Raw genomic sequence first — 23664 nt, 5'->3', positions numbered from 1 at the left:
TCTCAACAATCATGAAGGACTCACACCTTTGGCTCTTGAGATTCTCGGATCGCCGTTACCAGCGCCCGCGTAAATTCGGATGTTTTCAGCAATGTCGCGCCTTCGGTCAGATGATACAAATCCTGCGTCAACTGGCGCGCCGCGATCACCCGTTCCAACGCACCGATTACCAGGTCCGCTGCTTCGTGCCAGCCAATATAACGCAGCAGCATCTCACCCGAAAGGATGAGCGAGGTCGGGTTGACCAGGTCCTTTCCGGCCAAAGTGGGTGCTGTACCGTGGGTAGCTTCAAAGATCGCAACGCCGGTCTCTTCGTTGTAATTCGCACCCGGGGCGATTCCCAAGCCACCCACCAGCGCCGCCAAAGCATCGGAGAGGTAATCTCCGCTTAAGTTAGGAGTTGCCAGTACATCAAACTCGTGCGGGCGGGTGATCGCAATCTCAAAGGCAGCATCGGTAATTACCTCTTTCACCCACAACTTACCCGCCGCCAGCGCCGCCTGACGTTCTTGGTTGGCGGTTTCTTCATCGTAGGCCAGGCGGGTGCGTTCCCACTGGCGCTGGGTGTAAACACGATCACCAAATTCACGTTCGGCCAGGTCGTAGCCCCAATTCCGAAACGCCCCTTCGGTCATCTTCATGATGTTGCCCTTGTGCACCAGGGTGACGCTGCGGCGACCATTGGCCAGCGCCCAACGGATCGCCGCACGCACCAAGCGCTCGGTGCCGCGGCGCGAAATCGGCTTAAGGCTGAACGCCGTGCTTTCCGGGAAGAGCAGGCGGGTATAGGCTTCAGGATAATGTGTCTGTAACCAGGTTTGAAAGGCGCGGTTGATCTCGCTCTCGGCCGGGAATTCAATTTCTGCATACAAGTCTTCGGTGTTCTCACGAAAGACCACCATATTGACCTTCTCGGGGTGGCGCACCGGTGAGGGCACCCCGGGCAGCCAGCGCACGGGACGCTGGCAGACATAGAGATCCAGTGTGCGCCGCAGTGCCACCGTCACCGAACGCACGCCCTCGCCGATGGGGGTCGCTAGTGGGCCCTTCACACCGACCTTATAAGTCTCAAACGCGCGCAGGGTCTCTTCCGGCAGCCATACCCCAAAGCGCTGAAACGCTTTCTGGCCGGCAAACACCTCATACCATTGGATCTGGCGGCGGCCACCATAGGCGGCTTCAACCGCTGCATCCAGTACGGCACGCGTCGCCCGCCAGATCTCCGGGCCCGAGCCATCGCCCTCGATGAAAGGTAAAATCGGGCGGTCGGGCACGTGAAAGCGCCCATCTATACGGGTGATGGGTTCACCTTGAGCCGGGGGAAGGGGATAATCGTAAGCCATGCCCAAATTATAGCGCGAAAGTGGAGCATTTGGGTCGTAATGAAAGAAAGCCCATCTTTTCGATTGAGTGGTAAAATGTCTGGCAAATGCTGGTTATAAGGAACGGAGGTGACTCTCATGAATGCGGAAAAAGGCACATTCAAAGTCAAGGTTGGGCTGGCGCAGATGCTCAAAGGGGGAGTCATCATGGATGTAGTTACACCGGAACAGGCGCGCATCGCCGAAGACGCCGGTGCGGTGGCAGTGATGGCGTTAGAACGGGTCCCAGCGGATATCCGCGCCCAGGGTGGAGTTGCCCGCATGAGCGACCCGGAATTAATCTTAAAGATCATGGATGCGGTGAGCATCCCAGTCATGGCCAAAGTGCGCATTGGGCACTTTGTCGAGGCCCAGATCCTGGAAGCCATCGGCGTGGATTATATTGACGAATCCGAGGTGCTCACACCCGCCGATGAAGAGCATCATATCAATAAGCATGCCTTCAAAGTCCCCTTCGTATGCGGCGCACGCGACCTGGGCGAAGCTTTACGGCGCATTGGGGAAGGCGCAGCGATGATCCGCACCAAGGGCGAAGCCGGCACGGGTGACGTGGTGGAAGCCGTACGCCATGCTCGGCGCATCTTGGGGCAGATTCGCCATCTGCAGAGCCTGCCCGAGGAAGAGGTCATGGCCTATGCCAAGGAAATCGGCGCCCCCTACGAATTGGTTATGGAAACCCGCCGTCTGGGCCGTTTACCGGTGGTTAACTTCGCTGCCGGCGGTATCGCCACCCCTGCCGATGCCGCGCTAATGATGCAACTGGGCATGGATGGTGTTTTCGTCGGTTCGGGCATCTTCAAATCAGGCGACCCGGCCAAACGGGCCGCTGCCATCGTCAAAGCCGTGACCCACTACAACGACCCGCACATCCTGGCTGAGGTCAGCCGCAACCTGGGCGAACCCATGGTCGGGCGCACCGTTGCCAGCCTGGCCGAGCGCGAACTGATGGCCGGGCGTGGCTGGTAACGTTGCCGGGAGGTAACCATGAATATCGGCATTTTGGCCCTTCAAGGGGATTTCATCGAGCACCAACAGGTTCTGGAACGCCTGGGGGTAAGCACGCGCCAAGTGCGCCTGCCGGCCCACCTGGAAGGGCTGAATGGTTTGATTATCCCCGGCGGCGAATCCACGACGATCGGCAAACTGGCGACCGAATTCGGACTGATGGAGCCGCTACGCGCCTTTGCCCTCAGCCACTCCGTATGGGGCACCTGCGCCGGCGCCATCTTTCTCTCCAAAGATGCACGCCGTCCTCAACCGCTGCTCGGCCTGATGGATATCGAGGTGCAGCGCAATGCCTTCGGGCGGCAAGTTGAAAGTTTTGAGATTGATCTCGAGGTGCCTGCCCTGCGCCGGGTCAGCGATGATGTGCGCCCCTTCCATGCCGTGTTTATTCGTGCCCCGTTAATTGAGCGCGTTGGGCCAGAGGTGGAAATCCTGGCGACCCTGCCAGATGGACGGATTGTCGCCGCCCGCCAGGGGCATTGGCTGGCCACATCATTCCACCCCGAACTAACGGATGATGCCCGTTTTCACCGCTTATTCCTGCAAATGGCGGCTGAAACTGCTCGTTTACCCCTGGACACGGCATTGTCCCATTGAATAGGACAAAAATTACCTTAAAAAATTCTGTCAGCGGTTGACAAAGACCGCATCCTTTGCTATAAAAAGGTCATGTTATTCCAGGCCGAAGCCAAGCGTCAACCAAAGCCACAACCCCCTTCCCACGGAAGGGCAGGTGCCGTTTGGCTGAAGCCATAACCAATGAGTTCAAACGTAGCGCAGCAAGCCCTTCCGTAGCCAAAGGAAGGGCTTTTATATTTATGAATTGTCTGGAGGAGACAGAACATGAAAACGTTGCGCGTTAGTATTATGGTCCTGGCCTTGGCCGCCCTTTTATTGGCTGCCTGCGCTCCCGCCGCCACACCTTCCCCAACCCCAGCCCCATCCCCTACCTCTGCCCCGGCACAGCCTGAGCCTACCGCAACCACTGCCGCGGCTCAACCCGAGGGCTGTCTGGGTAGTGCTGAAACGGCTCTGGTGGATCTGAACTGCCGCAAGATCACCATCGCGGTTGAAAATGCCTATCCCCCCTTCAACTACATTGCCACCGACACCGGCCAACCTGGCGGTTGGGATTACGACGTCTGGCGGGAGATTTGTACCTTGCTCCACTGTACCCCGGTCTTTGTTGAGGCCGCCTGGGATGGCCTGATTCAAGCCGTCTCGTTGGGACAGTATGACGTCGCTGCCGACGGCATCACCATCACCGAGGATCGCAAGCAGGTAGTGGATTTCTCTGACGGTTATCTGCAAATCCAGCAGCGTTTATTGGTACGCAAAGGCGAAAATCGTTTCGATAGCCTGGAATCTTTCGTTGCCAATGACAGTTTGATCCTGGGCACCCAAATTGCGACCACCAATTACGAGACCGCCGCCAAATACCTGCCCGAAACCCGCATCAAGGGTTTTGAACAGTTCCCCTTTGCCGTCCAGGCTCTGCTTTCAGGGGATGTGGACGCGGTGATCATGGACGAGGTGATTGGATTAGGCTATGTGGGCGAAAATGCCGACCAACTCGAACTGATCGGTCCGCCCATCTCCAGCGATGAACTGGGGTTTGCTTTCCCTAAAGGCAGCGATCTGGTCGAACCGGTGAACAAAGCCATTGCCGCGCTCAAAGCCAGTGGCAAACTCGAGGAGTACAACCTCAAATACTTTGGCCCCGATTTCAAACAACCCTGATGATGCCCTTACCCTGCCGCCTGCTAGGCCCGCAGGCGGCAGGCCCTAATGGTGACGGAGGTTACCATGCTTAATCGCCTCTCCCTCAAATGGTTTGAAGCCATCTTCGGCGTATCGTGGCCCCGCCTGCGCGTGGGTGCCCGTCTCAAAGCCATCCCCTGGTGGTTGATTGCCATCGCGTTCATCGCCGTTTACACAGCCCTGACGATCTACAACCGCCCGACCTACCGCCAGGCATTTGACTTTATAAAAGTAGGGCTAAGCATTACCCTGACCACCACCCTCTTCGCATTTGCCATTGCCGTAGTCTTGGGTCTAATTACCGGTCTGGGGCGCCTTTCCAACAACGTGTTACTCAAGAACGCCGCCACGCTCTATATTGAAATTGTGCGCGGCATCCCCATGCTGGTATTGATTTTCTACATTGCGCTGGTCGGCATGCCAGGAGTGGTCAGCGGGCTGAATCAGTTGGGACATTGGTTGATCGGTCTGGGGATAACCAGCCTGGGCAGCTCGTTAAGTGGGTTGGAAAACAACGCCGTTTCGATGGGCGTGCGTGCCATTGTCGCCCTTTCTATCACCTACGGTGCCTTCTTAGCCGAGGTCTTTCGCGCCGGCATTCAATCCATTCCCAAAGGGCAAATGGAAGCTGCGCGTTCATTGGGGATGACCTACGGACAGGCGATGCGCTTCGTCATCCTTCCCCAGGCCATTCGTAACATCCTGCCGGCACTGGGTAACGATTTTATCTCCATGCTTAAAGATTCCTCCCTGGTTTCGGTGCTGGCCGTGCGCGATATTACCCAGGTAACACGCCTCTACGCCGCCCGTTCCTTCCAGTACCAAGAAGCCTATACCACCCTGGCGGTCATGTACCTCACCATGACCATGGTGCTCTCGTTCATCGTCAAGGGAATTGAAAAGCGTCTGCACCGCGTTTGAGCGTTTTTGCACAAATAGGATGATTTTGGTTGACTTTTACTTGGGGTCTCTCTATAATGTGTTTAAGTCAATGGGACAGTGTCCCTCTCTTCGGGACGCCCAATGACGAGGAGGGTGATCCGTGTTACCGGAAAAAGTGCAACTCTTGGAACGCATCGCCTGTATCCTGGATTGCTTTAACGCCGAATCGCGCCAAATGGGCGTGCGACAGGTCGCGCGTAAGATCAACCTCTCCGTCAGCACGACCGGCCGGCTAATGCAAGCGATGCGTGAGATGGGGCTACTGGTGCAGGACCCCACCACCTCCCTCTATGGCATTGGACCGCGCGTTCTTTCTTGGGCCGATGCCTATCTGGCCAACTTAGATGTGCGCACACTTGCTCTTCCTCACTTGCAAGCCCTACACCGCGAAACGATGGAAACCATCAGCCTCTACATCCTGGATGGGGATGCGCGCATTTGCGTCGAACGCCTGGAAAGCCCCCACAGCCTGCGCCTGGTAGCACCTCTGGGGCAACGCCTACCCCTCTACGCCGGGTCCGCCGGGAAGGTGCTGCTGGCTTTCTTGCCCCGCGCCGAGCAAGAAGCCCTGCTAGAACAGATGGATTTGCAACCTCTTACCCCCTATACCATTACCGACCGCGGTGTTCTTTTACGCGAACTGGAAACGATCCGCGCTCAGGGTTATGCCATCAGCCACGGGGAATGGATTGCCGAAGCCAACGGGGTTTCGGTGCCTATCTTTGACCGTAACCATACCATCCATGCTGCCATTACTATTTCCGGCCCAGCCCAACGCCTGACCGATGAGAAAATTGCCACTTTTTTGCCTCAACTGCTGGCCGTCGCCCGTGAGATTTCATTGGAGATGGGTTGGCGTCCTCTGACTACCATGACCTCCCTAACTGCCGAGGAAACGTATGCACGTACTCTCGAACGCTAACTTTTCTGCCCTGTCCTTGCTATCCCCCTATCCTTTTACCCGGAGGAGTAACGCATGAGCCATCGCATGAAAGAACGCCTGGCCTATCATCTTAACGAACAACGCCAGCGCATTGAGTATCTCAAAAAACATTACGGCCAGTTTAAAGTCAGTGAGGTCACGTTGGACCAAATCTTCAACGGGATCCGCGGCGTCACCTTGCTGATTACCGATACCTCGTATGTGGATCCACACCAGGGCATCCGCATCCGCGATTTCACCATCCCCGAACTACTGCGCGTCCTGCCTAAAGCCCCCGATTCAGCCTTTCCCCTCGCCGGTGGGTTGTATTACCTGCTGATGACCGGCGAGGTGCCCGATGAGGCCGAGGCCTGGGAGGTCGAAGCCACCTGGAAGGAACGCATGACCGTGCCAGAGCACGTCTTTCGGGTGATTGATGCCATGCCCCGCGAAACCCACCCTATGACCTTGCTTTCACAGGCCATCCTGGCGCTGCAAACCGAATCCATCTTCGCCAAACGCTACGAGGAAGGCATCTCCAAGCCGGCCTTCTGGGGCTATTACCTCGAGGATAGCCTAAACCTCACTGCCAAACTCCCCGTCCTGGCGGCTTACATATACAACCGTAAATACCGCCACGGGGCTTACATCCCCCCCCACCCTGATTTGGACTGGAGCGCTAACTTCGCCTACATGATCGAACGCAGCGACGATCCCATCTTCGTAGAACTGATGCGCCTCTACTTTGTGCTCCATTCCGATCACGAAGGTGGCAACGTCACCGCCTACTCAGCCAACGTGGTCTCATCCTCGCTGGCGGATATCTACTTTACCGCCTCCGCCGGGATCAACGGCCTGGCCGGCCCGCTGCACGGGCTGGCCAACCAGGAATGCACCCGCTGGCTGTTGAAGGTGTTGCATCACTTTGGCGGGTTGCCCAGCGAAGAGCAACTGGAAGACTACGTGCGCGAACAACTGGACAAGGGCATGACCATTCCGGGCTACGGTCACGCTGTCCTGCGCACCGTGGATCCGCGCTTCACCGCGTTGGCCAACCTGGCCGAAACCTACTTCCCGCAGGACCAACTTTATCGCCTGGTTAAGCGCGTTTATGCTGTTGTTCCGCGCGTCCTTTCCTCGCTGGGCAAGGTCAAGAACCCCTGGCCAAACGTGGATGCGATTAGCGGCGCCCTGCTCTATCACTTTGGCTTGCGCCAATTGGATTTCTACACCGTGCTCTTCGGCATCAGCCGTATGTTGGGCGTGACGGCCCAAACGGTATGGTCACGTGGGCTATATAAGCCCCTCGAGCGCCCCAAGTCCATCACCAGTCAGATGCTGGAGGCCATGATTGCACAGGCTGACGAAACCGCGCCCGCACCGCTGGCGTCGGCACCGGTCGCTTAAACCAAAGACTAGGCTCCACCTGGTGTGTAGAGCGAGGGATCGGTCGGCGTCTGACCGGAGGGATCCCAGACATAGACCCAATCGCCCTCACGTGCCCATTCAAAGAGCCAGTGGGCATCGCCGAGGGACATATTGACACAACCGTGCGTCTGGGGAAAGCCGAACCAGGCGCGCCAGTAAGCCCCATGCAGTGCCCGCGCCTGGTCAAAGTACATCGTCCAGGGCACGTCTTCCAGGTAGTAATAATCCGAACGGTCGGCGGCGAAAGCGCCGCTCATCGTCTCAGTCGGTTTCTTCTTGTAAATTTGGAACAGACCGGGGCGGGTGTAAAAAGGCTCACCTCCACTGGCAATCAGGGTGGCAAAAATCAGTTGTCCCCGATTATAGACCGCCAGCGTTTGATCATACAGGTTGACCTCGATCCAGCGGTCGCCCTCCACACCGGGAGGTGGGGTCGGGTTGACGCGCACTTGACGAATAAAGGTACGTTCAATCCATTGATCCGGCCCGATCAGGTACCAATCCATATTGCCCACTCGCTGTACAGTGTAGATCGGCACAACCTGATAGCGCCTGAGCACTAGGCCAGTTTTGGGGGCATCATATCCCGGGGCCGAGCGCACCTCGGCCGGACCGGCCAGATCTACAATCCAACCAAAGTCATGGTTCGGGGTGGCATGAAAGATCAACCCCTGGAAGGTGGAATAGGCAATCGGCGAAGCGCGCAGCCATTCCCCGGAGCGCAGACGCACATAGGGCTTGCCGTTTACGCGTTGCACCTCCACAAAAGAGACGTAACGCAGCGGCCCGGGATCAATAAACCGCACCGGATTCTGCCCGGCCACGGCATCATCCAGCGAGGCATACAGCGGGGCCGGCTCTTCTGCCGGCAGGTTAATGCGTGCAATCAGCACCGGGCTATCGTTCAGCGCTGGATCGGGTGTGGAAGCGGGCAACGGACGCGGGGGTAAGGTCAGCCCCAGACGCGCCCAGGCCGTCAAGCGCTGTGAAGGCCCCAGCGGCAGGCAATCGCCAGGATCGCTAAGGTAAACCCCGGGCAAGCACAGCGGCAGCCCGCTGTATGACTCGCGCCAAGGCGGGGCATCCGTTTGGGCTTGGACAGCACGACTCACCCCCAGTGCCAGCAACAGCCCCGCTCCAATTCCCACAACCAAAACCCAGGCTTTTCGCATCCTCAGACACCTTTTTCGACCGGCATGGGTGGATTATACCTGTGTGGAAGACAGGGGGTCAAGACAAGACCGGTAGCCACAATTTTATTAAAGACCACCAGCCGATAATCAAGATACCCCTTTCTCACTCAAAAAGCCACAGATGAGATTTTGTTCCCAGAGACCATGCGAGTAAAAAAGGTTACACTGCTATAATTTACATAGTCACTTGAACTGAGCCAAAATTTCAGACATCCTACCCATAATCCAGCAGGTTCCCCCATGCCTTCCTCCCTTCCCCTCCCCACCTTGATCGAAAATTACCTCGATGAGCGCAACAGCGCCCTGATCTACCAAACCCTGGCCGAGCGCGAGAACGATGAACGCTTGCGCGAGATTTTCCGCCGCATGGCCGAGACCGAACTGCGCCACGCCGATACCTGGGCAGAGCGCATCCGCGCCGCCGGGGGTCAGGTGCCCGAATTTCACCCGCCTTTGCGCACGCGTATCTTGCTCTGGCTAGCACGGCGCTTTGGCCCCTCACTCGTCCTACCCTCACTGCAAGCTATGGAACGCGGCGGTGCCAGTGGTTACGCCCAGCAGGGTGCCCCAGCAGCAATGAGCCGCCAGGAACAGGGGCACGCCCTCGTCCTGGGGCAACTTGCCCGCCTTGCCCGCGGCGGGCTTTCGGGCAGTGCACTGGCGCAACTAGAGGGCCGCCACCGCGCCACCGGCGGCAACGCCCTGCGCGCTGCTGTCCTTGGTGCCAACGATGGCCTGGTCTCCAACCTCAGCCTGGTGATGGGGGTGGCTGGCGCCGCGCTGGATAACCGTACCGTGCTCATCACCGGGCTGGCCGGGCTACTCGCCGGCGCCATCTCCATGGCTCTGGGCGAGTGGCTCTCAGTGCAAAGCGCACGCGAACTCTACGGCCACCAGATCAGGATTGAAGCCGAAGAAATTGAACAAGCGCCAGAAGAAGAAGCGGAAGAACTGGCTCTCATCTACGAGGCGCGTGGGCTTGAACCCGCGCAAGCCAAGGCCCTGGCGGCGCAAATCCTGGCCGATCCGCAAAACGCGCTGGATACGCTGGCCCGCGAAGAACTCGGCGTGGACCCCGAAGAACTGGGTGGCTCGGCCTGGGAAGCCGCATTAACATCGTTCATCCTCTTCGCCCTCGGGGCGATTTTCCCGGTGTTGCCCTTTGCCTTTTTCAGTGGCTTCAGCGCCGTTATCGCCAGCATCCTTTTCAGCATCCTGGCCCTCTTCGGCCTGGGCGCTGTGATCACCCTCTTCACCGGGCGCAGCGTACTCTACTCCGGCCTGCGCATGGTCATCTTCGGTCTGCTGGCCGCCGCGGTCACCTTTGGCATCGGCCGGTTGATCGGGGTGGGTATTGCCGGTTAGCGGCGCGGCTTCAGCACCAGGCGAATCGGCGTGCCGGTAAAAGGATATTCGCGCCGGATGCAGTTTTCAAGGTAGCGCAAGTAGGTAAAGTGTGCCAGTTTAGGATCATTAACGTAGATCAAAAAGGTCGGCGGATCAGTGCGCACCTGCGTGCCGTAGTAAATGCGCAGGCTTTTACCCGTGCGTGAGGTCGGCGTATGCGCGTCTTGCGCCGCCTGTAAAATGCGGTTGAGATGCGCCGTGGGTAAGTGTGCCAGGCGTTCTTCCTGTACTTTGAGCGCCAGCGGGAGCACCTGATCCACCCGCTGACCGGTCTTGGCCGAGATAAACAGGATGGGCACGTAATCCATGAAGTTCAATTCCTGGCGAATGCGCTGGGTGTACTCCTGCATCGTCTGGGAGTCTTTGGTCACCGCGTCCCACTTATTGACCAGCACCACCACGCTCTTGTTGGCGTCCAGAATGTAGCCAGCGATGTGGGCATCTTGTGCGGTGACCCCGGCGGTGGCATCAATCATCAGTAAAGCCACGTCACAGCGTTCAATTGCGCGTAGCGTGCGCAGAACGCTATACTTCTCCACCCCTGGTTCAATCCGTCCACGGCGGCGAATGCCGGCAGTATCAATCAATACAATGGGAATCCCCTGATACTCGATAGGCGTATCAATTGCATCGCGGGTTGTGCCAGCAATTGGGCTGACGATCGCCCGCTCCTCACCCACCAGGCGGTTGAGCAGGCTGGATTTACCCACGTTAGGCCGCCCAACGATAGCAATCTTGACCGCTTCCTCCTCCTCGGCTTCCACTGCTGCCGGAAAGCGCGCCACCACCTCATCCAACAAATCGCCAATCCCCAGGCCGTGCAGTGCCGAGACCGGATACGGTTCACCCAACCCCAATTCATAGAATTGCGCCGCCTGCTGACGCAAACTCTCGTTATCGGCTTTATTCACCACCAACAGCACCGGCGGCTGAGGCTGCCCCCCCACCATCCGCTGTTTGCGGCGAATCAGATTAGCCACCTCTTGGTCCGCCGGGGTTACGCCGTCATTGGCATCCACCAGGAACAACACCACGTCTGCGTCCTCAATGGCCATTTCAGCCTGTGCCCGGATTTGATCAATATATTCCGCCGAACCTACAGAAAGCGGGCGCTCTCCCCCCACCCGTGGATCAATCCCGCCCGTATCCACAACCAGGAAGGGATGACCGGTCCACTCGGCTTCGGCGATCAGACGATCGCGCGTGGTGCCGGGGGTGCCATCCACAATCGCCAAGGGTTCACCCACCAGGCGGTTGAACAAGGTGCTCTTGCCCACATTGGGGCGACCAACCAACGCAACCAGGGGTTTAGACATACGACCTTCCTTGCATCAGGGTCTGCGGGTCGAGGTAGCGGCGGTGGAACGTGTGATCACCACTTCCACCGTCTCCGGCTGGATGGATTCTACCCGAAGATCGCTCAATAAAATCTCCACCACAGGTGTCACTTGGTGTGTCCCCGGCGGTAGGTCTTGCACATTGACGACCACGCGAACGTCGCCCGGTTGTAACCGATCCAGTAGTGCCACCGGGCCACTGAGGATCACCGTCAGCGCCTCCGGAGAGACCGTGGCCGCATAACCCGGCGCCAGACCGCTGACCTCGACCCGTAAATTGGGCAGGGTCACGCTACTCTCGATGGCCGCCACCCCCACCCGCACGAGCACCTGAGTCTGATCACCGACCACCGAAATCCCGGGCGGCAAGTTGAGCGGCACCAGCACGTCTAAGTCATCTTTGGCGTTCGTAATATCCACCGGGACAGTCTCAATATAGCCGGGCAGGTCGGTCACACTTTGGGGATCTTCTGAGAATACGGTAATCACGGGGGGGAAGACGGCAATGTTGGTCAAGCGATAACCGCTGGCCACCTGCCCTTGCAGCACCACCTTGACCACGACATTGCGGTAACCGAAGCGTTGACGAATAGAAACCGAGACCGTTACTCGATCCGGTACTAAGGTCAAACCGCTAACCAGGTTGCCATTGGCATCCAAGGCTTGCAAGGCCAGGGTGCGCGTCAGGCTCTCGCTGGCACCGCTGATATCCAACACGGCTTCGACCTCAGCCACCTTTTGAACCTGCGATTGCGGGCCGCTCACGATCACCGTCGTGCGGTTCAACTGCGGTGGATCGGCGCTATAACCGGCAGCCGGCGTACCGTTCACCACCAGTTTGACCGGCATCTCACGGTTCTCCAACCGTTCTAAGTTAACGGTGACCGTCTTCGGGGTGTACGAAACCACGCGTACCGGGCGCAGGCCGATTTGAATCTGCACCGGTACGGCATAAGTGCCCGGCGCCAGCCCGGTTAAATCCACCACCGCGCGCACGGCATCGGGTTCATTGATCAGAGAGTTCCACAGTGAGCGCGGCGCCCGCAAAGTCAGAGTCACACTGTTTAAGTCCTCGGGACTGAGAATCAGATTCGGATCTTTGCCCACCACCGTAATCGGAATAGGACGGGGGTATACCGCCTCCTCGTTGGGATCATTGGCCGTCACTGCCGAGACCCACACCGCCAGCGCCAGCAGAAAGGCGGTTATAAACGCCGGAACCATTCGCCAGGCACGCCGTAACCAACCCCAAATCATCCCTCAATCCTCCTTTTTGGGCCGCGTGGGGGTGGGCTGTCGCGCCGCACGGATTAAATCCAGCAAACTGCGCGAGGTCTGGATTGGCGGCTGGTAGAAGGCCATCAGGATGTTTTCCAGTCGTTCTGCATCCAGACGACGGATGATCCGCCCCCCATGGGCGACCGAAATCGCCCCGGTTTCCTCGGAGACCACTACCGCCACCGCATCGGTCGCTTCAGATGTCCCCAAAGCCGCGCGATGGCGCAAGCCCATCTGCCGTTCCGGCGAATGGTTGAGAATGCCGCTGGATGAAAGAGGCATCACACACGCTGCCGCCACAATGCGCTGGTTGGCGATGATCACCGCGCCATCGTGTAACGGGGTATTGGGGTAAAAAATCTGTAACAGCAACTCGGCGGTCACCTCCGCATTGAGGGTGACACCCGTGCGAGCATATTCTTCCAGGCTATCCCCACGCTGAAAGACAATCAACGCCCCATGTTGCCGCGCCGAGAGCCGCGCACAGGCGCTCACCACCGCACGGATGGTGCGCTGAACGGCTTCGGTCGTGCTCGGTGCCCGCCACAGCCAGCCCTGCGCGCTACCGGCACGCCCCAATCGCTCCAACCCACGCCGAATCTCCGGCGCAAAAATCACCGGGATCGCCAGCACGAGGGTGGGCAGGGCAGTGCGGATCAGCCAGGAAAATGCCGGTAAATCTATGAGGCTGGTTACCAGACTGAGCGACACAATGAGCAAGAGGATCCCTCGCAGCAATACCAACGCCTGAGTATCGCGCAACAGCATCAGGATCCCGAAAAACACCATGGTCACCAGGAACAGATCCAGCGCGCTCAACCAGTTAAAGCGCTGGAAGATAAAAAGCAATTCACCTAAGATATCCGGCACGGCAACCTTTTTCCTTGCTCATCGGTCTCTTTGAGACGCTAAATTGGACGTAAAATGCGTTCCTGACGTAACTTCTTAAACAGCAACACCGTCCCCGGCGGCATTGATTCGCGGGCCGCTTCCTGCCAGGCCAGCGCCTCCAACTGCTCCGGCGTGGTGATCTTATACCCTAATTCACGCCAAATGAGTTCCTGTCGCGCCAGTTCCGGCGCTACAAATACCAGTGATGCCTCGCACTGCAAATCCTTCGAGGCGCGCTCCATCTCTTGGATCAGTAAGGTAAGCGCTGATTTTAGGGGCAGGGTCGGCTCAAGCAAGATATCAGTGGTGCGCGCCACCAGGTTCTCCACCTGCCATCCGATCACGCCCTGCAAGGTGGTATTATTGCGTAACAGTAAAAACGCCTTTTCACCAAAGGCAGCCATAATATCCTCTGCGGTGAGCAGGGGTGCTTTTGGACGCAACCGATTGATCAATGCCGCAATCTGAGCTGCGTCCCGCGGCCGTCCCCGCACCACCGTCAGTGCCAGCCGTTCACTGCTCATCACATCCGCTGCCGGTGCCGTGGCCTCAGCCACCGGCACCAGGCGCTGCCATGCCACCACCACCTGCTTCCAAGTCTCTTCAAAGGTACCGGCGTTGCGGATGATCACATCGGCCAGGGCCATTTTCTGCTCTTGGGGAGGCTGTGCCGCCATCCGCTGACGCGCCTCGGCTTCTGTCAGTCCGCGAGTACGCATGAGGCGGGCCAATTGCACCTCAGGTGGCGCATAGACCACCCACAAACTGTCACAAGCCCGATGCAGATTCGCCTCGACTAACTTGATCGCTTCAATCACCGCGACGGGTTGGCTGGCACGACGCACCAGAAAATCAATCGCCTGCGCCACCAGCGGATGAACAATGCGCTCCAGATCGGCCAACGCGACCGGATCATTGAAGACAATCTTTCCCAAGCGACGGCGATCAATTTCGCCATCTGGCCCCAGGATATAACGGCCAAAAAGATCCACCACCGGTTGGTAGCCCGGTGCCCCGCGGGCTATCGCACGATGTGCCAGTGCATCGGCATCAATCCCATAGGCACCCAAGTGCTCTAGCATCCGCCGTACGACGCTCTTCCCGGTTGCAATATTACCGGTCAACCCAATGACGTACTTACCCGGCCATTGACTCACGGCCTACTCTAGCCTCCCAGAACCAACGCGGTCGTTCTGCCTAAGTCGGACAGCCCGAGACCACGGCCCCCCTTTTCCGACCACCTTCATGCCTGATTTTAGCCTTGCCTGGGCAGAATGTCAAAGATTAATGACAAAACTGTTAAGGGAAAACCATGAAGATGGATACAATAATTATGGAGGCGATTATGTCCGATCAATCTCACAAGCCCACCCCCACCCACCCCCTCGCGCGCTTATTTCGCTCTTTCAATCGGTTTATGGTTCTGTTGTGGCGACTGGGGCTAGGGCCGTGGTTCAATTTCTGGCCAACGTTGAGCGGGCGCATCCTCGTCCTGGTCCATAGCGGTCGTCGAAGTGGAAAACGCTATTACACCCCGCTCAACTACGCCCTGCGTAATGGCGAAATCTACTGCGTCGCCGGCTTTGGCCCGACCTGCGATTGGTACCGCAACCTTATAGCCAACCCACAGGTAGAACTGTGGCTACCGGATGGCTGGTGGGTTGGCCTGGCCGAGGAGATTCTGGAACCCGAACTCCGTTGGGAGGCGCTCAAAGCCGTCCTGGCATCCAGTGGCCCGGCGGCATCTCTCTTTGGGGTTAGTCCGCGCCTGGAAGAAAATCTTTTACGCCAGCGCACGGCTTCCTACCGCGTCATCCGCCTGCGCCGGGTCGCTCCCCGCACCGGGGCAAATGGCCCGGGCGATCTGGCCTGGGTTTGGCCGCTGATCACGCTGTGGGTTTGGCTGCGCGGGCGCCGCGGCCGTCGTCGCCCGAAGCGCTGATTGCGGACATTGTGTCCGTTCCTAAGACCGTCCGAACCTCAGCCAACAGGTGCGGATAAAGCCCCGGGTTAGCCGCCAGCAGGTTGCAAGGCAGAACCAATGGATTCGGCTCGCCCGTCAGGCGAGTCACGACGACTCCCGCCTCTTCCGCAATCACCATGGCAGCAGCGATATCCCAAGGGGCAACGCCCATCTCCCAGTACCCGTCCAGCCGGCCCGCCGCCACATAACATAAATCCAATGCCGCTGAACCCAAGCGGCGAACGCCCTGACTGCGGCGGGCAAAATGGGCATAGAGATCCAGGTTATCCGGCTCACGCCCGCTCATATCGTAGGGAAAGCCAGTAACCAGCAGACTGCGAATGAGTTCTGTGGTCTCCGAAGGATGAATAGGACGGCCGTTTAAGAATGCCCCCGCTCCGCGCATAGCATAAAAGCATTCATCACGGCTGGGGTCATACACCACCCCCACCTGAGGAACCCCCTCGTGTACAAATGCCACCGAGACGGCGAAAATCGGCAACCCATGGGCGTAATTGACCGTCCCATCCAGTGGGTCAATATACCAGCAGGTGTCATCTCCCTTCCCAAGGGTGCCGCTCTCTTCAGTGATGATGGTATGTTCGGGAAAAGCCGCGCGAATGCGCTGAATCAACAACGCCTCAGAAGCCCGATCCATCTCGGTCACTGGATCAGTCAGGCCCTTGTAGCGAATATCGTGAGCCCGTCCTAGCCCCTGCATCAAGAGATGCCCGGCTTCGCGCGCCCAGGCGATGACTTCTTCCACGTTCGGAAGCCTTGACATGAGCCACCTCTAATTTTTCGGGATTAAGATGAACTGGCGCCGGAGAAGCGCGCCTGTTCATCCAAAATGCGATGAAGTTGTTCCAATTCGCGTTGGATTTCCTCACGATCTTCCAGCGTGCGCGCTTTCAAGAGTTCAAAGGCGGCACGTTGTTCTTCCGGCAAGGTTTGCAGCAGGCGTTCAATGCGCGCAATTTGAGTCTGTTTGTGGCGCAATTTGTATTCCAGACGCTCGCGGTAGCCGCGGTAGAAGTCCAGATCATCCAGAGGCGGTGGCGCGGCGGCCAAATCCTGGGTTAGCACCTCGGCAACGGTGAGCAAGAAATCCTCGGTATCAATGGGTTTTTCGATGAACCGCACCGCCCCCAGGCTCATGGCAAACGCCTTGTCCTCAGGGGTAACGTACGTGGCTGAGATAAAGATCACCGGAATGTGGGTCGTGCGTGGATCTTTGCGCAGCGCATGTACCAGCGCAAACCCATCCATTTTAGGCATCAGGATATCGGTCACAATCAACGCCGGATGCTCGCGAGTCAAAAAATCCAATGCCTCCTGACCGTTGGATACCGTCACGACCGGATAGCCCTTGAAGTGCAGGGTGACTTCGAGCAGTTCCCGCACGTTGGGGTTATCTTCAACGATCAGAATCGGACCGTAGGGGATGTTCATGTCTCTGATTTTAGCCGCCTTTAGCCCTTACGGCAAGAACTTCCTTTCGCACAAACCTTACAGTTTTGCAATGCATCGCAATGATCGGAGAATTTCGGTATAAATACTACACACGGACTTGTGCAATCCCACCCGCTTATGTGATAATAGCATCGTCAATATCCCAAAGACCAAAGTGCAAAGCCTGTTGTGCCTTTCGATCCCCCCTTCCTACCCCACCCTTCCTCTGAAACCCCGCTCGAGATCACCCAGCACTGGGAATCGCGACGGCGTAATTTCTACCTGATCGCCAGCTTGGCCGGTCTGCCCTCCATTTTGGCCGTCTGGCTACAACATCGCGCGGATAATCCTTTTATTGCCCTCGCCTATCCCTTCTTGATCCTGGCCGGCATTTTTTGGAGTGCTGCTCTGCTTTGGAAGCGTATCCCCTTGGCCTGGATCGAGCGCTCTGTTCTCACAGCGGTAAGTCTGTTGTTCCTGGGCAAACTGATCTATCTGTGGTTCCTTGTGCCTGATCCGGCCCACGTTTGGAACGAAGTGGAAGCGGTCTACTGGGTTATTGCCATCTTGCTCATTATTAGCCATATTGCGCTCGATCGTCGTGCTGCCCTAGGATTTAGTATCGCGCTATTGCTCCTCACCACCCTTTCGGGGGCCTGGCGCTTCTGGCATGGCCCGGCCACCCTGGGCGTGGAATTCATCCGCCTTGAGGTACGCCTGGTAGCCATTTCATTCCTGTTGTTTGTCCTTGCCCGCACCAAGGATGACTTTAGCCGTACCCTAGCCGCGGCTAATCAGATGCACCAGATAGCCCACACCGACAGCCTGACTCATCTGCCCAACCGGCGTGGGTTAACCCAAAGGTTGGAGGACTATCTAGCACGCCGACGGCCCTTTACCATTATCCTAGCCGATGTGGATCGCTTCAAGTTGATCAATGACACGTTCGGCCATGAAATTGGTGATATTATCCTGCGCGAGGTGGGGGAATGTCTGCAGCGTCAGATTCGGGCTGAGGACGTCCTCGGACGTTGGGGGGGTGAGGAATTTCTGATCTTGGCAACCGAAGAGGAGGCTCAAAGCGCCCTACATTTAGCCCAGCGGCTGTGTGAAGCGATCGAAACATATGGCTTTGATCAGAATATTCCCGTAACAGCATCCTTTGGGGTTACCCTGAGCCGCGAGCACGATACCTTTGTAAGCGTGATCAAACGCGCTGACCTGGCGCTCTACCGCGCCAAAAACAATGGGCGCAATCGAGTGGAGTGGGAAGCCCCTTAGCCTTTGACGTAAGAGAGTTTTTCGCAGATGCGTCCCTCCTTGATGCGGTAGATATCCACGCCACGCACGTGTCCCGACTTGCCCTCTGCATCCACCCACGTGTAGCGCCAGCGCATCACACAGCGAAATCCCATACCAAAAATTTCTTCTATTTCCATGTGAGCCTGCGGTGACTGGCGAAAGAAGTCTTCCCAGAAGCGGGTAACCGCCTCTTTTCCGCGATACGTCGTACCATCGGGAGCGGGATGGGTGTTTTCAAACACCACATCCTCGCTCATCAACGCCATCATGGCATTCACGTCATGGCGATTGAACGCCTCATTGAAAGCCAACACCAACCGTGTCGCCGCCTCTATTTTGTCCATTCGCATGGAAGATCCTCCCGCAAATTGATCCAGAGACAATCCACTCAAGAGTAATAAAACTTCGCGGAGATGGACACTGGAATGCAGCAATATTATAGAACCACCCTTGAACTCCTAGCGAAAGCCTTTATAAAACATTGCCCTCTTCACGGTGTACCACGCAACTGTGCCAGCAGACTCTCAGCCTCTGCCGCACAGGCTTCCCATTCCGCCGAGGGCACGAGGAGCAAAACACTTTCACTTTCGAGATATTCGAGCCCTTTCAGGTGATATACCAGGAACTGCACCTGTCCTGCCGCATCGGTGAATGTCCGGCTTAGCACTTGGCGTTCGCCCAGCCTCACCGTAGTCTCCGCAATCCGCCAATCCTCGGGCACACCACGACCAATGTTTTGAGCCAAAATGCACTCCGGCGACCCCTGCCATATCAGGTAATTGTGTGCTTCATCAAACTTCCAGCGTGCCGTGTCATAGACCACGCTCACCGAAGGTGCTACTTGCCACACCGCGGTTACTGCGGTAAGTATTGTTAAAAGGGTGTGTGGAGTAACTTTTATTGAAGGGAGTTCAATCATCGTCGGTGATACCGTAGGTTGAAGGGTTGGCATTACAGGGATACAACTGTTGACCAACACCGATACACCGATCAAGGATAATCCAAGCAACAATCGAGACATTGTCTACCCGCCAACAAAAAAATAATAGAGTACCATTGTCCATATGCCCATAGACGGATCAACAGACATTTTTGTTTCCACTGTAAACCAATTGCAATGTTAAAAACCTTGTCAATCTGGCATAAACGTCTTACAATTTAGGCTTGTCTTAGGGTTTTTGGGTGTGCTTTCTTTAAGGAGGTGAGCGTATGCCGGTCTATACCTATCGGTGCGATAACTGCGGCGTCCAATTCGAACGCAATCAACGTTTTTCAGATCCGCCCCTGGCGTGGTGCCCCGAGTGCGGGAAGAAATCCCTGCATAAGGTCTATGCACCAGTGGGCATCATCTTCAAGGGCTCGGGCTTCTACGCTACCGATCACCGTTCACCCTCCGGGGCGAGCCGCTCGTCCTCACATCACAGCGAGAGCAAGAGCACCGAAAGCACAACCGAAGGGAGCAAAACCAGCAATACCACCAACTCCGATTAATCGGCTTTCGTTCCAGGTTTTTGCTTCAAGTGTTTCCATCAAACCCGGGCTAACCCGGGTTTTTCATTCCCTGACGCGGGGCCTGATTTTAGGGTAAAATCATCTGCGGTTGGAGGATAAGACTCATGGCATCGAAATCGCGCTCGGGTAAACTCACCCGGAAAGAAGCTGAACAACGCCGACAGCGTATCCAGCAGTACATCTTTGCCGCCCTGGCCGTGATGATCATCCTGGCAATGATCATTACCGCCGTGGTGCAATTCTAAAACAGGCGCGCCAAGAAGCCGCCTTCCATTTCAGTCCAGGGGCGCTTTCATCATGTCATTCCTCAAACGCTGGCAATTCTGGCTCGGGCTTATCATCAGCCTGGTTTTCTTAACCTTAGCCCTGCGCAACCTGCACCTGCCCCTGGTGTGGGAGGCGATGAAAGACGCCCAATACGTGTGGATATTGCCGGGCGTGGCAGTATATTTCTTAGGGGTGTGGGTGCGCGCTTGGCGCTGGCACTATCTTTTGCGCCCGCTCAAGCCCATCCCCACCCGCGTCATGTTCCCCATCGTAGCCATCGGCTACATGGGGAATAACATTTATCCTGCCCGCGCCGGTGAAGTCTTGCGGGCCGCGGTGCTCAAACAACGCGAAGGGGTCCCCATCTCAGCCTCGCTGGCCACCATCATTGTGGAACGCATCTATGACGGTGTAGTTATGCTGGCGTTTGTGTTCCTCAACCTGGGTGAACTGGCGCGCCTAACCCACGGCTCGGGCGTGGTGGGTAACCTGAGCATTCGCGATGTTGCACTCTGGGGCACGGCGATTTTCGTCGGGGCACTGCTCGCCTTTTTGTTAGCGGCGATGTTCCCACGCCCCGCAGAACGCCTGCTCACCTGGCTGGTACAGCACCTGCTCCCCGCCCGCCTGCGCGAACGGGTGCTAGATCTGGCGCTGCGATTTCTCAGTGGCTTAGAAGCCCTGCGCTCTCCATTGGAAGCGTTGATGATCTTCATTACTACCGTGATTATCTGGTTGCTGGAAACCGGCAAATATTGGTTTGTCATGCACGCTTTTTCCTTTGAGGTCTCGTTCTTTGCCTTGATGCTCATGAACGGCATCGTCAATCTGGCCACAACCCTGCCTTCTGCCCCGGGGTACGTAGGCACGTTTGATGCTCCCGGCATTGCACTGCTGATCGCTTATGGCGTGCCGGGAGAGGTTGCCGCGGGTTATACTTTGGTGTTGCATGCGGCCCTGTGGCTTCCGATTACAGCGCTCGGTTTTTATTATTACCTGCGTCAACCCCTGCGTTGGGGCAAGGAGGTGGAACAAATGCGCCGCGAGGCGCCAACCACCTTGTGATCATCACATAAAACGAGGGAGAACTCATGAAAATTGCGATCATCGGAGCAGGCTTTGGTGGGCTAGCCGCCGCTTACGATTTGCGTAAGGCAGGACATGACGTCACCATCTTTGAAGCGGCTGACTACGTCGGTGGGCTTTCGGCGGGATTCAAAGCCCCCCATTGGTCCTGGTCGGTGGAGCGTTTCTATCACCACTGGTTTCAAAGCGACCGCGACATGCTGGGCTTGATCCGTGAATTAGGCTGGCAGGACAAGGTCATCTTCCCACGCCCGAAAACCGTGGTCTTTTATAACGAGCGTTTCTACCCTCTGGATTCCCCGCTTGCGGCGCTGCTCTTTCCCGGGTTCACCTGGCTGGATAAAGCCCGCTTTGGCCTCGTCACCGCTTACCTGCGCTACCTGGCCCCATGGCAGCCGCTGGAAAAGTACACCGCCGACGCCTGGCTGCGCAAGTATTATGGCGCGCGGCTCTACGGCATTCTTTATGAACCGCTTTTAGTCGGTAAGTTCGGCCCGCATTATACCGAGGTTAACATGGCCTGGTTTTGGGCGCGTCTCAAAGCCCGCACCACCCGCCTGGGCACGTTTGAAGGTGGCTTCCAGGCCTTTGCCGATGCTTTTGCCGCGTATCTGCAACAACGTGGGGTGACCCTTCGTCTGAGCACCCCAGTCGAGCAAATTCGCCCTCATGCCGACGGAGGGATAAGGTTAACCTTGCCCGGAGGTGTACAGGAAGACTTTGCTGCCTGCCTGGTCACCACCAGCCCCGCCCTCTTAGCCCGCCTGGCACCCGACTTACCGGGCAATTACTTAGACGGATTATTGCGCCTGAAGAGCATGGGGGCAGTCGCTCTCGTATTGGCGCTGCGGCACCGCCTCTCGGAAGAGGGTTACTACTGGTTTAACCTACCTAAAAGCGCGGGGTTCCCCTTCTTGGCATTGGTGGAACACACCAATTTTGTTTCCCCAGAGCACTTCGGCGGCGATCACATCGTCTATTGTGGCGATTACCTTGACCCGGATCATGAGTACTTTCACCTGAGCCAGGAGGATCTGCTGGCGCGCTTCCTGCCGGCGCTCACCCGCTTCAACCCCCGTTTCTCACCGGATTGGGTGCGCGAAGCCTGGTTGTTCCGCACCCCTTATGCCCAACCCATCCCACTGATCAACCACAGCCGCAATATCCCCGCCATCCGCACCCCTTTGCGCGGCTTGTATTTTGCCAGCATGAGCCAGGTTTACCCCTGGGATCGGGGCACGAATTATGCGGTCCAAATTGCGCGTCAGGCTGCTCGGTTGATGCTGAGCGATTTATCTGCCTGACCTACCCCCTGGCGAAAACACAAAGCGGGTTTCCCCTCGCTGAGGGTTAACCCGCTTTTGAGTTGAACCCGGCAGTGACGACTTAGACGATCTCGACCACAGCGCCGGCAGCTTCGAGTTTGGCCTTGGCGTCCTGGGCGACCTCTTTGCTGACACCGGTGAGCACCTTGGCACCCGCGGTCTCGGCCATCTGCTTGGCTTCTACCAGACCCAGGTTGGTCAATTGGCGGATGACCTTGATCGTTTCGATCTTCTTGGGGCCGGCGTCCTTGATCACCACATCGAACTCGGTCTTTTCCTCAACCGGTTCGGCGGCAGCAGCGGCACCCGCAGCCGGGACAGCCGCAACCGCGGCGACCGGCGCAGCAGCAGAAACGCCCCACTTCTCTTCCAATTTCTTGACCAGTTCGGCCGCTTCGAGGACGGTCAGTTGGCTCAGTTCTTCAACCAGTTTTTCCAGATCAGCCATGGTTAAACATCTCCTTTAGTTTCTAGTTGTTTTAAGATTGCGACACCCTAAAACGTCATCAGGTTAGTGGTAATCCGTTTTGCCGGTTAGACCTCCGTGACCACGAACGAGAGGGCTTCCGGATATGACGACACGATTAAGCCGCTGCGGGTTGGGCTTCCTTTTCGGAGTAGGCCTTGACCACAGAGGCCAGCGCACGGGCCGGCTCGGCCAGAGTGCGTACCAGGCGCGCTGCCGGAGCCGAGATGACGCCCAGCAATTGCGCCCGCATGACCGGTAGCGGTGGTAGATCAGCCAGCGCTTTGACCTGCTCGGCGGTAATGCGCCGTGGGCCCAGGTATCCGCCTTTGAGGGCAAAGATTTCCGAGTTGCGCGTGGCTTCGTTCAACACCTTTGCCAGCGCCGGCGCGTCCTGGAAGGCAAAGCCCACCAGCGACGAACCCTCAAACAGGCCATCGGTGGGATAACCCACTTCTTGGAGCGCCAGTTTGACCAGGGTGTTTTTAACCACGTGCAGTTCCCCGCCCGCCTCGCGCACTTTAACACGCAGAGCGTCAATCTCCTTCATGTTCATCTTGGTGAACGAAAGGACGACCATCGCCTGGCTGGCTTTGATCCACTCGACGTAGCGCGCCACCATTTGGGTCTTTTCTTTCCTTGTAAAGGCCAATGAATGTCACCTCCTTTCCACAAAAAATAAGGTCTTTGCCTGCAGGCGCCGGGCAAAGACCTCGAATCTACCGTAAAGGTAGTTTTCTTCTCC

At 57.3% G+C, this 23664-nt stretch carries 25 protein-coding genes and 1 other annotated feature (1 of these 26 only partly in view); of the genes, 13 read left to right on the top strand and 12 right to left on the bottom strand.

Features of this window, described 5'->3' with window-relative positions; translation table 11 throughout:
- Positions 1-20: 20 nt before the first annotated feature.
- Positions 21-1343, bottom strand: a complete 1323-nt coding sequence (gene icd / locus QYE77_RS10810) for an NADP-dependent isocitrate dehydrogenase (RefSeq protein ID WP_315625417.1) — start codon at positions 1341-1343, stop codon at positions 21-23.
- Between the two features lie 117 nt (positions 1344-1460).
- Between icd and pdxS the strand changes: the two genes are divergently transcribed.
- The 6 genes from pdxS (at position 1461) to QYE77_RS10780 (ending at position 7419) form a co-directional block, all read left to right on the top strand.
- Complete coding sequence (gene pdxS, locus QYE77_RS10805) at positions 1461-2348, top strand: pyridoxal 5'-phosphate synthase lyase subunit PdxS (RefSeq protein ID WP_315625416.1); 888 nt, start codon at positions 1461-1463, stop codon at positions 2346-2348.
- 18 nt (positions 2349-2366) lie between these two features.
- Positions 2367-2984, top strand: coding sequence for a pyridoxal 5'-phosphate synthase glutaminase subunit PdxT (gene pdxT / locus QYE77_RS10800; protein ID WP_315625415.1), 618 nt, complete (start codon positions 2367-2369; stop codon positions 2982-2984).
- Positions 2985-3230: 246 nt separating this feature from the next.
- Positions 3231-4127, top strand: a complete 897-nt coding sequence (locus tag QYE77_RS10795; RefSeq protein ID WP_315625414.1) for a substrate-binding periplasmic protein — start codon at positions 3231-3233, stop codon at positions 4125-4127.
- Positions 4128-4175: 48 nt separating this feature from the next.
- Positions 4176-5069: an amino acid ABC transporter permease gene (locus tag QYE77_RS10790; RefSeq protein WP_315625413.1), complete on the top strand. Its 894-nt coding sequence runs from the start codon at positions 4176-4178 to the stop codon at positions 5067-5069.
- 121 nt (positions 5070-5190) lie between these two features.
- On the top strand, positions 5191-6012 hold the full coding sequence (locus QYE77_RS10785) for an IclR family transcriptional regulator (RefSeq protein WP_315625412.1): 822 nt from the start codon (positions 5191-5193) through the stop codon (positions 6010-6012).
- A 54-nt stretch (positions 6013-6066) separates the two neighbouring features.
- Positions 6067-7419, top strand: a complete 1353-nt coding sequence (locus QYE77_RS10780; protein ID WP_315625411.1) for a citrate (Si)-synthase — start codon at positions 6067-6069, stop codon at positions 7417-7419.
- Positions 7420-7427: 8 nt separating this feature from the next.
- Here the strand turns inward: QYE77_RS10780 and QYE77_RS10775 are convergent, their stop codons facing one another.
- On the bottom strand, positions 7428-8612 hold the full coding sequence (locus tag QYE77_RS10775) for a L,D-transpeptidase (RefSeq protein ID WP_315625410.1): 1185 nt from the start codon (positions 8610-8612) through the stop codon (positions 7428-7430).
- Between the two features lie 261 nt (positions 8613-8873).
- Between QYE77_RS10775 and QYE77_RS10770 the strand changes: the two genes are divergently transcribed.
- Positions 8874-9998 (top strand): VIT1/CCC1 family protein, encoded by a 1125-nt coding sequence (locus tag QYE77_RS10770; protein WP_315625409.1) that lies wholly within the window; start codon positions 8874-8876, stop codon positions 9996-9998.
- Here QYE77_RS10770 and der read toward each other — a convergent pair.
- Genes der through coaE form a run of 4 tightly spaced genes read right to left on the bottom strand, consistent with a single transcriptional unit; the run spans position 9995 to position 14703 of the window.
- Positions 9995-11356: a ribosome biogenesis GTPase Der gene (der, locus tag QYE77_RS10765; RefSeq protein WP_315625408.1), complete on the bottom strand. Its 1362-nt coding sequence runs from the start codon at positions 11354-11356 to the stop codon at positions 9995-9997. The genes QYE77_RS10770 and der overlap by 4 nt on opposite strands.
- A 15-nt stretch (positions 11357-11371) precedes the next feature.
- Complete coding sequence (locus QYE77_RS10760) at positions 11372-12634, bottom strand: CdaR family protein (RefSeq protein WP_315625407.1); 1263 nt, start codon at positions 12632-12634, stop codon at positions 11372-11374.
- 3 nt (positions 12635-12637) lie between these two features.
- Positions 12638-13525, bottom strand: a complete 888-nt coding sequence (cdaA, locus tag QYE77_RS10755) for a diadenylate cyclase CdaA (protein ID WP_315625406.1) — start codon at positions 13523-13525, stop codon at positions 12638-12640.
- Positions 13526-13563: 38 nt separating this feature from the next.
- Positions 13564-14703, bottom strand: a complete 1140-nt coding sequence (gene coaE, locus QYE77_RS10750; protein ID WP_315625405.1) for a dephospho-CoA kinase — start codon at positions 14701-14703, stop codon at positions 13564-13566.
- A 188-nt stretch (positions 14704-14891) separates the two neighbouring features.
- On the opposite strand from coaE, the gene QYE77_RS10745 reads away from it, so the two are divergent.
- On the top strand, positions 14892-15488 hold the full coding sequence (locus QYE77_RS10745; protein WP_315625404.1) for a nitroreductase family deazaflavin-dependent oxidoreductase: 597 nt from the start codon (positions 14892-14894) through the stop codon (positions 15486-15488).
- On the opposite strand, the gene QYE77_RS10740 is transcribed toward QYE77_RS10745, so the two are convergent.
- Positions 15433-16293, bottom strand: a complete 861-nt coding sequence (locus QYE77_RS10740) for an inositol monophosphatase family protein (protein ID WP_315625403.1) — start codon at positions 16291-16293, stop codon at positions 15433-15435. The genes QYE77_RS10745 and QYE77_RS10740 overlap by 56 nt on opposite strands.
- 23 nt (positions 16294-16316) lie before the next feature.
- The gene (locus QYE77_RS10735) at positions 16317-16961 is read right to left on the bottom strand and encodes a response regulator (RefSeq protein WP_315625402.1); all 645 of its coding nucleotides are present in this window, start codon (positions 16959-16961) and stop codon (positions 16317-16319) included.
- 189 nt (positions 16962-17150) lie between these two features.
- Between QYE77_RS10735 and QYE77_RS10730 the strand changes: the two genes are divergently transcribed.
- Positions 17151-18242 (top strand): GGDEF domain-containing protein, encoded by a 1092-nt coding sequence (locus QYE77_RS10730; protein WP_315625401.1) that lies wholly within the window; start codon positions 17151-17153, stop codon positions 18240-18242.
- On the opposite strand, the gene QYE77_RS10725 is transcribed toward QYE77_RS10730, so the two are convergent.
- Complete coding sequence (locus QYE77_RS10725; protein WP_315625399.1) at positions 18239-18613, bottom strand: nuclear transport factor 2 family protein; 375 nt, start codon at positions 18611-18613, stop codon at positions 18239-18241. The two genes, QYE77_RS10730 and QYE77_RS10725, sit on opposite strands and share 4 nt — an antisense overlap.
- Before the next feature lie 140 nt (positions 18614-18753).
- Positions 18754-19284 (bottom strand): hypothetical protein, encoded by a 531-nt coding sequence (locus tag QYE77_RS10720; protein ID WP_315625398.1) that lies wholly within the window; start codon positions 19282-19284, stop codon positions 18754-18756.
- Positions 19285-19472: 188 nt separating this feature from the next.
- On the opposite strand from QYE77_RS10720, the gene QYE77_RS10715 reads away from it, so the two are divergent.
- The 4 genes from QYE77_RS10715 to QYE77_RS10700 all read left to right on the top strand — a co-directional run bounded on the left by QYE77_RS10715 (position 19473) and on the right by QYE77_RS10700 (position 22432).
- Positions 19473-19754, top strand: coding sequence for an FmdB family zinc ribbon protein (locus QYE77_RS10715; protein ID WP_315625397.1), 282 nt, complete (start codon positions 19473-19475; stop codon positions 19752-19754).
- A gap of 125 nt (positions 19755-19879) precedes the next feature.
- Positions 19880-20020 (top strand): hypothetical protein, encoded by a 141-nt coding sequence (locus QYE77_RS10710; protein ID WP_315625396.1) that lies wholly within the window; start codon positions 19880-19882, stop codon positions 20018-20020.
- A gap of 52 nt (positions 20021-20072) precedes the next feature.
- Complete coding sequence (locus QYE77_RS10705; protein ID WP_315625395.1) at positions 20073-21107, top strand: lysylphosphatidylglycerol synthase transmembrane domain-containing protein; 1035 nt, start codon at positions 20073-20075, stop codon at positions 21105-21107.
- Between the two features lie 26 nt (positions 21108-21133).
- Positions 21134-22432 (top strand): NAD(P)/FAD-dependent oxidoreductase, encoded by a 1299-nt coding sequence (locus QYE77_RS10700; RefSeq protein WP_315625394.1) that lies wholly within the window; start codon positions 21134-21136, stop codon positions 22430-22432.
- A gap of 82 nt (positions 22433-22514) precedes the next feature.
- Here the strand turns inward: QYE77_RS10700 and rplL are convergent, their stop codons facing one another.
- Positions 22515-22901 (bottom strand): 50S ribosomal protein L7/L12, encoded by a 387-nt coding sequence (gene rplL / locus QYE77_RS10695; RefSeq protein WP_315625393.1) that lies wholly within the window; start codon positions 22899-22901, stop codon positions 22515-22517.
- Positions 22902-23037: 136 nt separating this feature from the next.
- Complete coding sequence (gene rplJ, locus QYE77_RS10690; RefSeq protein ID WP_315625392.1) at positions 23038-23571, bottom strand: 50S ribosomal protein L10; 534 nt, start codon at positions 23569-23571, stop codon at positions 23038-23040.
- 15 nt (positions 23572-23586) lie between these two features.
- Positions 23587-23664, bottom strand: a sequence feature (ribosomal protein L10 leader region); it runs 73 nt beyond the window's last position.

The sequence above is a fragment of the Thermanaerothrix solaris genome, from assembly GCF_032334255.1.
In the GTDB taxonomy this organism is placed as follows: domain Bacteria; phylum Chloroflexota; class Anaerolineae; order Anaerolineales; family Anaerolineaceae; genus Thermanaerothrix; species Thermanaerothrix solaris.
This window is presented reverse-complemented; position numbering and strand designations above follow the sequence as displayed.